Below are 12,284 nucleotides of genomic sequence, written 5' to 3'. Positions count from 1 at the left end.
AATTCATTCATTAAGGGGTTATTTATAATAGAAAACTGAGTTTTATATCTGTTTTTCCAATTAATATTCTTTGCTCATATCAGGCCTATCTTAAATTAATCACAGTTTTACTTATTCTTTTGAGTTACATCTAATGACTTTTTAGCATTTCATAACCAAACATGCACGCCATATAGTCAAATTTAAAAGTAAATGATAAAAAGTTATAACACCGGAAGAGCAATATGGAATATTTACCGTTATTTGTTGATCTACAATCTCGTAAGGTTGTCCTCGTGGGCGGCGGCGAGGTAGCCACACGTAAGGCCGAACTATTATTACGTGCTCAGGCTAATCTTGTCATCATTGCGCCAAAATTGTGTCCGGTATTATTCAACCTTCATCAACAAGGTCAAATAGTTTGGATAGAAGACCATTATCAAACGCGTTATTTGGAAAAAGCGTATCTCATTATTGCGGCAACAGATGATCCGGCATTGAATGAGAAAGTTTTTCATGATGCGCAAGCTCAGCAAACGTTTGTCAATGTCGTTGATGATAAGCCACTCTGTTCATTTATTGTTCCTTCTATTATTGATCGTAATCCTATCATTGTGGCTATCTCTTCTGGTGGAACAGCTCCTGTACTTGCCCGTTTATTACGTGAAAAACTTGAAGCTATGTTACCAAATTCACTGGGTAAAATGGCAGAAATAGCCGGTAATTGGAGAGAACGAGTCAAAAATTCAATAACAAATATGCGTGAAAGAAAACGATTCTGGGAGCGCAGCTTTAACGGCCGTTTTGCCTCATTTGTTGAAAAAGGGCAATTAGTTGAAGCGGAGCAACAATTAGAACAACAATTATCCGAGAAAGATAATCATGGTGAATTAATTCTTGTGGGAGCAGGCCCCGGAGATGCGGGTCTGTTGACCTTAAAAGGCTTACAAGTTTTGCAAAATGCAGATGTTGTCTTATATGACAACCTTGTTAGTGATGAAGTTTTAGACCTTGTTAGACGTGATGCCGATAAAATATGCGTTGGAAAACGCGCAAATAACCATTCTGTCACTCAAGACGAGACAAATGCTTTGATTGTTAAACTGGCTCTGCAAGGAAAAAAAGTCGTTCGACTTAAAGGTGGCGATCCATTTGTTTTTGGCCGTGGGGGAGAAGAATTACAAGTTGCGGCAAAAGCGGGCATTCCGTTTCAAGTTGTCCCTGGCATTACCGCTGCGATAGGTGCTACTGCCTATGCGGGTATTCCGTTAACGCACCGCGAATATTCTCAAAGTGTCACGTTTATTACGGGGCATTGTAAAAATGAAGGCTCAGAGCTTGATTGGGCAGCATTAGCAAAAGGCCAGCAAACGTTAGCTATCTATATGGGAACCGTGAAAGCAGCCAAGATAAGCGAACGTTTAATTTACTTTGGGCGATCACCAGAAACGCCTGTCGCCGTCATTGGCTGTGGGACACGTCAAGAACAACAGGTTGTATGTGGCACTTTATGTGAATTAGAAAGGTTGGCTCAAGCCGCGCCAACTCCAGCATTATTGGTCATTGGAGAGGTTACCGCATTGCACCAAGAATTAGCATGGTTTGGTCAACAAACCGTTGAAGATAGATGGCGTTCAGCCGTGTTAGAACTGGCTTAAGAGAGGAGGCCATCATGAATGAAAAACGTTTAACTCACTTACAACAACTTGAAGCTGAAAGTATTCATATTTTACGCGAAGTTGTTGCTGAATTTGCTAATCCGGTCATGCTCTATTCAATAGGCAAAGATTCATCCGTTATGCTGCATTTGGCAAGAAAGGCTTTTTATCCCGGTAAATTACCTTTTCCTTTATTACACGTTGATACTGGATGGAAATTTCGCGAAATGTATGAATTTCGTGACCAAACTGCAAAAAAATATGATTTTGATTTGTTGGTTTACCGTAACCCGCAAGGGGAAGAATTAGGCATTAATCCTTTTATCCACGGCAGTGCTAAACACACTGATGTGATGAAAACAGAGGGCTTAAAGCAGGCATTAGATAAATATGGTTTTGATGCTGCTTTCGGTGGTGCAAGGCGTGATGAAGAAAAATCACGTGCAAAAGAGCGAATTTATTCTTTTCGTGATCGTTCTCATCGTTGGGATCCTAAAAATCAACGCCCTGAATTATGGCATAACTATAATGGCCAAATTAATAAAGGGGAAAGTATTCGCGTCTTTCCGTTATCCAACTGGACAGAACTTGATATCTGGCAATATATCTATTTAGAAAATATCGAGATTGTTCCACTCTATTTTGCTAAAGAGCGTCCCGTGGTTGCCCGAGAGGGAACATTACTGATGGTGGATGATGATCGCATTGATTTACAACCAGGTGAAGTTATTGCCAAACGCAAAGTCCGCTTTAGAACGCTAGGTTGCTGGCCATTAACCGGAGCCGTTGATTCTCAAGCAGAAACATTGCCAGAAATTATTGAAGAAATGTTGATCTCAACGACTAGTGAGCGACAAGGCCGATTAATTGATAGCGACCAATCAGCTTCTATGGAGCAAAAGAAACGTCAGGGATATTTTTAAGGGGAAACGTAATGGCAAATTTAGCATTTAATGAAACGATTGCAGATCAAATTAAGCGCCAAGGTGGTGTTGAAAGTTATTTGCTAGCTCAACAGGAAAAGAGTTTATTACGTTTTTTGACCTGCGGAAGTGTTGATGATGGGAAAAGTACGCTGATTGGTCGGTTGTTACATGATACAAGGCAGATCTATGAAGATCAGCTTTCGACACTTCAAAATGATAGTAAAAGGATCGGTACTCAAGGCGAAAAATTAGATCTGGCATTGTTGGTTGATGGACTTGCCGCTGAGCGTGAGCAAGGCATTACTATTGATGTTGCTTATCGCTATTTTTCTACTCAAAAACGAAAATTTATTATTGCTGACACGCCGGGGCATGAGCAATATACAAGAAATATGGCAACAGGCGCATCCACTTGCTCACTTTCTATATTATTGATTGATGCACGTAAAGGTGTTCAAGAACAAACTCGACGCCACAGCTTTATCAGTACATTACTGGGGATCCGCCATTTAATTGTTGCTGTGAATAAAATGGATTTGGTTAATTATAGCGAAGCTATTTTTGATGAGATCAAACAAAATTATCAGCAATTTGCCACTGAACTCCCCGTTGATCTCAATGTATGGTTTGTTCCTATTTCAGCTTTAGATGGCGATAACATCGTTAATGAAAGCGAAAATATGCCTTGGTATCAAGGTGAAACGCTATTACAAATTTTGGAAAATGTTCAAGTTGCACAAAATGCATCTGAACAAGCACTGCGTTTTCCCGTGCAATATGTGAATAGACCCAACCTTGATTTTCGCGGCTTTAGCGGCACGCTGTCTTCTGGAATTGTGCGCGTTGGCCAGTCAATTAAAGTTTTACCATCAGGTCGATCATCTAAAATTAAAGATATTGTGACTTTTGATGGCTCATTACAATTTGCCGTACCTGGTGAAGCCATAACACTCGTGCTTGAAGATGAAATTGATATTAGCCGTGGCGATCTTATTGTCACTCAAGAAGAGACATTACAAAGTGTGCAGCAGGCTTTAGTTGATGTTGTTTGGATGTCTGAACAACCGCTTGTACAAGGGCAACAATTAGATATCAAAATAGCGGGAAAAAGAAGTCGTGCAAAAGTTGAAAATATTCAATATCAAGTTGATGTGAATAATTTAACCCAAAAAGTTGCAACGGAATTACCGCTTAATGGCATTGGATTGGTAGAATTTTCGTTTGAAGAACCGTTATTACTCGATAAGTACCAAATTAATGCTGAAACAGGCGGTATGATTTTTATTGATAGAATTACCAATGTGACTGTTGGGGCAGGATTAGTGCGAGAAGTTCAACACCAAGCTTCTATTCATAATGAGCAATTCAGCGAATTTGAAATCGAGCTAAATAAACTGGTTAGACGCCATTTTCCACATTGGGGTGCGCGTGATCTGCTTGGTGGGAAATAGATTTTATGAATGATATTGATACAAATATTGTTTGGCATGAACATCCGGTGACTCGGCAATCTCGCGAAAAAAGCAATGGTCACAAAGGTGCGGTATTGTGGTTTACGGGGCTTTCTGGTTCAGGTAAATCAACATTAGCGGGAGCTGTAGAGCAAACTCTAGCGGCCAAGAATATCAAAACATATTTACTTGATGGTGATAATGTCCGCCATGGTTTATGTGGTGATCTTGGTTTCAGTGATGCTGATCGACAAGAAAATATTCGTCGTATTGGGGAAGTCGCTAAATTAATGGTTGATGCAGGGTTAGTTGTTATCACCGCATTTATCTCGCCTTATCGCGAAGATAGACAAAAAGTTCGTGATTTATTTCAGCCAGCGCAATTTTTTGAATTGTATGTGGCAACACCGGTAGAAATTTGTGAGCAGCGTGATCCTAAAGGGTTATATCGGCAAGCAAGGGAAGGCAAAATTAAGCAATTTACGGGAATTGACTCACCTTATGAAGCACCATTAAAGCCAGAGTTCTCTACTGACGGACGACAAACTATTCCTTATACGGTAGAGCAAATCATTGACCTACTCAATACTAAAGGAATTTTTACTGTTTAACATGCCAGTCTATTATCAACTGTGGTAATAGACTGCGTTTAATTTCATTTATATTCATCATTTAAACTTTTTAATCCATCCTCATTAATCAATTCTACTTATGTTTACTTTTCCTTATAATGTTTACCTTATATTTTCTCATGTTATAAATATGATTTGTATGATGATGAGGAATGAAAGGAGCGTTATTATTTAAACTACGATATAAATGAGTATATAAAGCAATCAGTTAATGATTATTTTAATCTTACTTTTATGACATTACTCGTATCATAGTAGCTTCAAGAGCGGAGTTATGGGATGATTAGCAAATCATTTCAGGGGGCAGAATGGGTAAATTAACACTTTTGCTAATCGCGATATTAGCTTGGACACAATACTCTTTATGGCTAGGTAAAAATGGCATTCATGACTATGTCCAAGTCAAAGATGATGTCGCTGCGCAAGAAATTGTTAATGAGCGCTTAAAAATGCGTAATGAACAGTTATTTGCTGAAATTAATGATCTAAATGATGGGCAAGATGCAGTTGAAGAACGCGCACGAACTGAGCTTGGGATGATTAAACCTGGTGAATCATTTTATAGAATGGTTAAAGATAATAACAATCAAAACACGGCGAATATAAAATAGGGTGCTTTCTCTATCTACTTCATCAACTGACCTACTAATTCCAATGTAAGATCCATATTATAATGAATAGTTCAGCCCTTGAGGTTAACCCTCAAATTGTCGCAATCATTCCCGCAGCAGGCATTGGCACTCGTATGAATGCTGATTGTCCAAAGCAGTATTTAGAAGTTGCAGGAAAAACCATTATTGAACACACCATTGATACTTTGTTGCTTAATACGCATGTTGCGCAAATTGTTGTCGCTTTAAGTCCTGAAGATGACTATTTTTCTCAACTTGATGTTGCAAAGAATAACCGAGTTATTACCGTGAATGGTGGAAAAGAAAGAGCTGATTCCGTGTTAGCTGGATTGAATTTTTTATCTCAAAATATTCGTTCAGCCAATCAATGGGTTTTAGTGCATGATGCTGCGCGTCCTTGCTTACATCAAGATGATTTAAATAGAATTATTGAGCTAACACAGAAAGATTGCTGTGGTGGGATCCTCGCGGCTCCAGTTAGAGATACGATGAAACGTAGCGCCCGAACAACAGATCTTATAGATCACACTGTTGAGCGAGAAGCTTTATGGCATGCATTAACACCTCAATTTTTTCCACTACAACTGCTGCGCAATTGTTTAATTAAAGCCTTAAAAGAGCATGCTGTGATTACTGATGAGGCGTCAGCTCTTGAATATTGTGGTTATAAACCTGTGCTTGTTTCAGGTCGTTCAGATAATTTAAAAGTCACTCGACCAGAAGATTTAGCGCTGGCGGAATTTTATCTTTCTCGCATGAAATAAAAGGAATAAATAATGAGAATCGGACACGGTTTTGATGTACATAAATTTGGTGGAGAAGGACCTATTATTATTGGTGGCGTGCCAATTCCATACGAACAAGGACTACTTGCCCATTCTGATGGTGATGTCGTGTTACATGCGGTGACAGATGCCATTTTAGGTGCAGCAGCGCTTGGGGATATTGGTAAATTATTCCCAGATACCGACCCTGCTTATAAAGGCGCTGATAGCCGAGTGTTATTAAGAGAAGCTTATTGCCAAGTGCGTAAAAAAGGCTATCGAATTGGTAATCTTGACATCACAATAATGGCGCAAGTACCTAAAATGCTACCTCATATTCCTCAAATGCGCGTCAATATCGCCGAAGACCTTGAATGTCACATGGATGCAATTAATGCAAAAGCAACGACAACAGAACAGCTTGGTTTTGTGGGTCGTAAAGAAGGCATAGCTTGCGCAGCGGTTGTTTTACTTGTTAAAGATAATGGTAATGAAAGTCATGAATGCACAGTACCAGCATGGTAAGCCACTGTCTGCGGGTAAACTAAAAACCTATCCTGAAGATTTTATCGTCAAAGAAGATTTAGGTTTCGAGCTTGATGGTGAAGGCGAACATGTGATGGTTCGCATTGAAAAAACGGGTTGTAATACTCAGTTTGTTGCTGAGCAATTAGCTAAATTTGCCAAAATTTCTGCTCGAGCAGTCAGTTATGCGGGATTAAAAGATCGCCAAGCGGTAACTGAACAATGGTTTTGCTTGCAGATGCCGGGTAAAGAAACGCCTAATTTTTCACTCTTTCAGCTTGAAGGCTGTCGAGTTCTCGCAATTACCCGTCAAAAAAGAAAATTACGTATCGGCTCATTAAAAGGAAATCAGTTTGAGCTTACCATTCGCGATATTTCTCAGCCTGAAGATGTAGAACCGCGCTTGCATAAAATTGCTGAACAAGGCGTGCCTAATTATTTTGGGGAACAACGATTTGGTCGCGATGGACAGAATTTAGTTCAAGCATTACGCTGGGCAAAGAAAGAGATCCAAGTGCGTGAGCGCAATAAACGTAGTTTTTATCTTTCAGCAGCAAGAAGTGCTATGTTCAACCATATTGTTAGTGAACGTATAGCTCAACAAATGACTCAGCAAGTTCTATTAGGCGATGCATTACAACTGACTGGCCGAGGAAGTTGGTTTGTTGCGACGCAGGAAGAGTTAGCCGATTCACAACAGCGCGTTTTATCATCAGAATTAAGTATTACGGCGCCACTACCTGGTGATGGTGATTTAGGTACTCAAGATGATGCACTCGCATTCGAAACGAGTAATCTAGAAAATTATTCTGCTTTTTTAGATTTGATGAAAAGCGAAAGAGTTTCATCAGCGAGAAGAGCCATTATTATAAAACCGCAAGATTTTCAATGGCGTTGGATTGATAAAACAACATTACATTTACAATTTTTCCTCCGTTCAGGAAGTTTTGCAACGAGTGTTGTGAGAGAAATTATTAATCAGGATAATGTTGATGCTAAAGATTTTATTGAGTAATGACGATGGCGTAACTGCTCCGGGCATTCAAGCTTTATCTATGGCTTTGCGTCAATATTATGATGTGCAAGTTATTGCACCTGATCGTAATCGTAGTGGTGCATCAAACTCATTAACATTGGATAGACCTCTTAGAATTCAAACACTTGATAATGGTGATCTTTCAGTACAAGAAGGAACACCGACTGATTGTGTGTACATTGGTGTGAACAAGGTCGTTAGACCTAGGCCCGATATTGTTGTTTCAGGGATTAATTGTGGTCCAAACCTTGGGGATGATGTTATTTATTCTGGTACTGTTGCGGCTGCAATGGAAGGGCGACATCTTGGATTGCCTTCAGTGGCAGTATCTTTAGATGGTGATGTGCATTTTGAGGCCGCAGCAAAAGTCACTTGCGATATATTAGCCTTATTACAAAAGAAACCATTGCGTGCAGGCAATATTTTAAATATTAATGTACCTGATATTCCTTATGATGAAATTAAAGGGATCAAAGTCACACGTTGTGGTAGTCGTCATGCGGCTTCTGAAGTGTATAATCTTGAAGATCCTAAAGGAAATATGTTGTACTGGCTTGGCCCTGTTGGCGAAATTCGCGATGCAGGTCCAGGAAGCGATTTTGAAGCTGTTCAACAAGGTTATGTATCATTAACGCCTTTGCAAGTTGATTTAACGGCTTATAAAGCACATGGAATAGTTGAAGAGTGGTTGAATAAATCAGGAGTGATGAAGAAATGAAAACAGGCCTCATGAAAGAACTTTTGGCACAACTACGCCAACAGGGAATTCACGATGAGAATCTATTAGAGGCTTTATCACAAGTTCCTCGGGAACGTTTTGTCGATGAAGCGCTATCTCATAAGGCCTATGATAATATTCCATTACCAATTGGTTACGGGCAAACTATTTCGCAACCTTATATTGTTGCGAAAATGACCTCTTTACTGGCTATTTCTTCCCAAGATCATGTTCTTGAAATTGGCACAGGATCAGGCTATCAAACTGCAATCCTTGCTCATTTGGCACAACATGTTTACTCCGTTGAAAGAATTAAAGGTTTGCAATGGACAGCAAAACGCCGGTTTAAACAGCTAGATTTGCATAATATTTCAACTCGGCATGGTGACGGCTGGGAAGGTTGGCAATCTAAAGGTCCTTTTGATGCGATTATTGTAACTGCTGCGCCAACTGAAATCCCAATGCGCTTGTTACAGCAATTAAAAGAGGGGGGACGTTTGATTTTACCTGTAGGTGACCAAGAACAGTCTTTAAAATTGATTACACGAAGAGGTAATGATTTCCATTCTAACGTGATTGAGAGAGTGAGGTTTGTTCCATTAATTGCAGGTGAACTCGCTTAATTTCAATTTTTGTCTAGAATGATCTCGCGAGTGATTATAGAGTAACTTAAATTATATTGCGTTTTACTCGGTTATTTTGTTCATCAAAATTCGCTTTAATGTCCTTTTACTATTAAGTCATAATCTCAAATTGTTATCTTTTTGATATAATTGGCTTGTTCACCATTTTATATTTCTGCTTTAATAAGTGAAATATTTTAGTCATAGAGCAAAGTAGCTCTAGTGTTTTACTGACATCAATGTATTTGGTGCGTCAGATTTTTCTTCACGGGAGAAGATGCATGAAAATTGTTAGCCCAATAAACAAAATTCGATGGGCAGTGATCTTTTCATTTAGCAGTGTATTGTTGGCGGGATGTTCAACGCCATATCATACAGCTGCACCGATTTCGAGCGTAAATGAAGGGCGGACGAGCCAGTCAACTCAAACTGCACAAGCTACAGCATCAAACAGTGGTGCGACAAGTATTGCGATGCCTTCATCTCGCCCTAATTTGTCATCAAATTCAGCATCTTCAGCTCATGCGTCAGCTTCTGCTAATGCGAATAGCCAAGGTAGAATTATCTATAATCGTGACTATGGTAGCATTCCAAAAGGAAGCTACAATGGCAGCGAATATAAAGTACAGCGCGGCGATACACTTTTTTACATAGCTTATATCACAGGTAATGATTTTCGCGAGTTAGCGACTAAAAATAATATATCCGAACCATATAGCTTAAATGTTGGTCAAGTGATTCACCTTGATAATGGAAGTGTGACGCCAAGCGGGAAATTAGTCGCAAACTCATCAAATAGTAACCAGCAACAGGTTGATCTTCGAACAACTAATGCGTATCCTGCAAGTGATAGTGGTTCAAATTCAGGTAAAATGCTGCCGAATAATAAGAAGCCTACAACTTCGACGGCAACCGCTACCACAGTGGTATCTACAGCTCCTGCAACAACCAGTACAAGCAGTACAAATAGCTCATCAATAAAATGGCGCTGGCCAGCTGAAGGAAAAATGATTGAAGGTTTTTCTGATGCTGAAGGCGGGAATAAAGGTGTTGATATTGCCGGTTCTCGTGGCCAACCTGTAATTGCTTCTGCTCCAGGAAAAGTGGTATACGCTGGAAATGCATTACGTGGATATGGAAATCTTATAATAATAAAGCATAACGATGACTACCTAAGTGCTTACGCTCATAATGATACATTACTTGTGCGTTCTCAGCAGGATGTTGCTGCTGGGCAAAAAATAGCGACTATGGGTAGCACTGGAATAAGCTCAGTTAGGTTACATTTTGAAATTCGTTACAAGGGAAAATCAGTAAACCCGTTGCGTTACTTACCGCAGCGATAAACTGGGCAGAATGCAATGACGTTCTGTCCTCATTATCTAGGGTAGGAGTCACTGATGAGCCAAAGTTCGCTGAAAACTAACGAGTTATACGATGACCTCGACGAAAGCACGTTGGATAATGCTTTTGATGAGAATGAGTTAAAAGAAGAGGATCTAGTTGCTGAACTAGATGATGAAATGGATTTGCTCCAGAACACAAATGTCCGTGTTCTGGATGCAACTCAAATCTATCTCAGCGAAATTGGGTACTCACCACTTCTGACTGCGGAAGAAGAGATTTTCTATGCAAGAAGGGCGCTGCGTGGTGATATTGCATCGCGTCAGCGCATGATAGAAAGTAACCTTCGCTTAGTGGTCAAAATATCTCGGCGCTATAATAATCGAGGGTTGGCCTTACTTGATCTTATTGAGGAAGGTAACCTAGGTTTAATTCGCGCAGTTGAAAAATTTGATCCTGAAAAAGGGTTTCGTTTTTCGACGTACGCTACATGGTGGATCAGGCAAACAATAGAACGAGCCATCATGAACCAAACTCGAACTATTCGTCTGCCAATTCACATTGTTAAAGAACTCAATATTTACCTAAGAACTGCTCGTGAGCTTGCACAAAAGCTGGATCACGAACCTAGTGCTGAGGAAATTGCTGAGCAATTAGATAAACCAGTAGAGGATGTCAGTCGGATGTTACGTTTAAATGAACGTATTACATCAGTTGATACGCCAATTGCCGGTGATTCAGAAAAATCGTTACTCGAAATTTTATCTGATGACAGTGAATCCAGTCCTGAAAATACAATTCAAGATAATAACTTAAAAGAGAATATTGTTAAGTGGTTATTTGAGTTGAATCCTAAGCAGAGGGAAGTACTTGCACGCCGATTTGGCCTTTTAGGCTATGAAGCTGAAACGCTCGAAGAAGTTGGGCGGGAAATCGGTTTAACGCGTGAAAGGGTACGTCAGATTCAAGTGGAAGGTTTACGTCGATTAAAGGATATTCTACATGGAGAAGATCTTTCAATTGAAGGATTATTCAATGTCTAGAAAATCTTATCGCTTTAGATAAAAATAGAACGTTCAAAAAGAACGTTATTAAATAAACAGCCCAATAGTTGGTTAGCCAATTATTGGGCTTTTTTTGTGTGAAAATAATCTGAAAATTTATTGGGTACTCAAGGATATTGTTAAGCAAGTATTCAATAAATTATTTAAAAATAATTTATTGAATAGAAATAAACATGAATTCTATAGCGGATGAGTAAAGATTGAAGGATATCACGTTACTCTCAGTTTTATTATTGTCACTTTTTATGAACAAAATTTAATTTGATCATCATCGTCAATAACTTTTCTTCAGCACAGCCTACGTAAAATAGAATATTTGCCTTTTATTTTAACGCTTATTTTGGGTGATTTATTATGGTTGTTCTTATTAAGATAATCACCATGAAGTGATACCCAGCAAAATGGGGTAATTGAATTCTATTTTACGAAAATTAAGCGTGATCATAATCAATAAGATCGTAAAAATGAATTTTATCGTTGAATAAAGGTATTCAATATTTTTGGTTATATAAAAAAGAAGGATAAATATTAATAATACTCTTGTTTTTTAAGCGATATGTAACAAATTAATTAGAGATGTATGTTTTTTAATTCATTGAATTTATTGTTTATTTTTATTTTTAATGCAACAAAATAAATCAATTTGTTGCACCACTCTCGATGTGGATAAGTTTACTTAATATCGCTAAGAAATCAAATTCACAAAAGGCGTCATGACACACCTTTCGAAGGTGTTTTTACACTTTCGGGGGATAACACTTCGATTAAAACCTCATCAAAAACAACTTGTTATTATTTATTACCTAATAAGATGCTCTTTTTTAATGGCTATTTATGTTGCTTTTATCATTTTTGGGTATGAATAAAAGAATAATAAACTTAAATTAATACTAATTCATAAATTTAATTCCAGTTTCCCGTAAACGCAACAA

Annotated in this window: 12 protein-coding genes; all 12 read left to right on the top strand. The window is 38.7% G+C overall.

The features are described 5' to 3' along the window. Positions 1-224 precede the first annotated feature (224 nt). The 12 genes from cysG (at position 225) to rpoS (ending at position 11,331) form a co-directional block, all read left to right on the top strand. The gene (gene cysG, locus OO7_RS13975) at positions 225-1,637 is read left to right on the top strand and encodes a siroheme synthase CysG (protein ID WP_008916580.1); all 1,413 of its coding nucleotides are present in this window, start codon (positions 225-227) and stop codon (positions 1,635-1,637) included. A gap of 14 nt (positions 1,638-1,651) precedes the next feature. Next, on the top strand, positions 1,652-2,560 hold the full coding sequence (cysD, locus tag OO7_RS13970) for a sulfate adenylyltransferase subunit CysD (RefSeq protein ID WP_008916579.1): 909 nt from the start codon (positions 1,652-1,654) through the stop codon (positions 2,558-2,560). Between the two features lie 11 nt (positions 2,561-2,571). Continuing rightward, on the top strand, positions 2,572-4,014 hold the full coding sequence (gene cysN / locus OO7_RS13965; protein WP_008916578.1) for a sulfate adenylyltransferase subunit CysN: 1,443 nt from the start codon (positions 2,572-2,574) through the stop codon (positions 4,012-4,014). Between the two features lie 5 nt (positions 4,015-4,019). Further along, positions 4,020-4,625: an adenylyl-sulfate kinase gene (gene cysC / locus OO7_RS13960; protein WP_008916577.1), complete on the top strand. Its 606-nt coding sequence runs from the start codon at positions 4,020-4,022 to the stop codon at positions 4,623-4,625. A 329-nt stretch (positions 4,626-4,954) separates the two neighbouring features. Further along, the gene (ftsB, locus tag OO7_RS13955) at positions 4,955-5,257 is read left to right on the top strand and encodes a cell division protein FtsB (RefSeq protein ID WP_008916576.1); all 303 of its coding nucleotides are present in this window, start codon (positions 4,955-4,957) and stop codon (positions 5,255-5,257) included. A 62-nt stretch (positions 5,258-5,319) separates the two neighbouring features. Continuing rightward, a complete protein-coding gene (ispD, locus tag OO7_RS13950) occupies positions 5,320-6,042 on the top strand; it encodes a 2-C-methyl-D-erythritol 4-phosphate cytidylyltransferase (protein ID WP_008916575.1) in 723 nt (240 codons plus the stop codon). Between the two features lie 12 nt (positions 6,043-6,054). Next, complete coding sequence (ispF, locus tag OO7_RS13945; RefSeq protein ID WP_008916574.1) at positions 6,055-6,567, top strand: 2-C-methyl-D-erythritol 2,4-cyclodiphosphate synthase; 513 nt, start codon at positions 6,055-6,057, stop codon at positions 6,565-6,567. Next, a complete protein-coding gene (truD, locus tag OO7_RS13940; RefSeq protein ID WP_008916573.1) occupies positions 6,533-7,582 on the top strand; it encodes a tRNA pseudouridine(13) synthase TruD in 1,050 nt (349 codons plus the stop codon). Before ispF ends, truD begins: the two co-directional genes overlap by 35 nt. Next, positions 7,560-8,321, top strand: coding sequence for a 5'/3'-nucleotidase SurE (gene surE, locus OO7_RS13935; protein WP_008916572.1), 762 nt, complete (start codon positions 7,560-7,562; stop codon positions 8,319-8,321). The genes truD and surE overlap by 23 nt, the downstream gene beginning before the upstream one ends. After that, on the top strand, positions 8,318-8,944 hold the full coding sequence (locus OO7_RS13930; protein WP_008916571.1) for a protein-L-isoaspartate(D-aspartate) O-methyltransferase: 627 nt from the start codon (positions 8,318-8,320) through the stop codon (positions 8,942-8,944). Before surE ends, OO7_RS13930 begins: the two co-directional genes overlap by 4 nt. A 281-nt stretch (positions 8,945-9,225) precedes the next feature. After that, positions 9,226-10,290 (top strand): murein hydrolase activator NlpD, encoded by a 1,065-nt coding sequence (gene nlpD, locus OO7_RS13925; RefSeq protein WP_008916570.1) that lies wholly within the window; start codon positions 9,226-9,228, stop codon positions 10,288-10,290. 54 nt (positions 10,291-10,344) lie between these two features. After that, the gene (gene rpoS, locus OO7_RS13920; protein ID WP_008916569.1) at positions 10,345-11,331 is read left to right on the top strand and encodes an RNA polymerase sigma factor RpoS; all 987 of its coding nucleotides are present in this window, start codon (positions 10,345-10,347) and stop codon (positions 11,329-11,331) included. Positions 11,332-12,284 lie beyond the last annotated feature (953 nt).

It is taken from the genome of Providencia sneebia DSM 19967, assembly GCF_000314895.2.
Classification (GTDB): Bacteria; Pseudomonadota; Gammaproteobacteria; order Enterobacterales; family Enterobacteriaceae; genus Providencia; species Providencia sneebia.
Note: the sequence above shows the minus strand (reverse complement) of the source record. Positions and strands in the feature narration are given on the sequence as shown.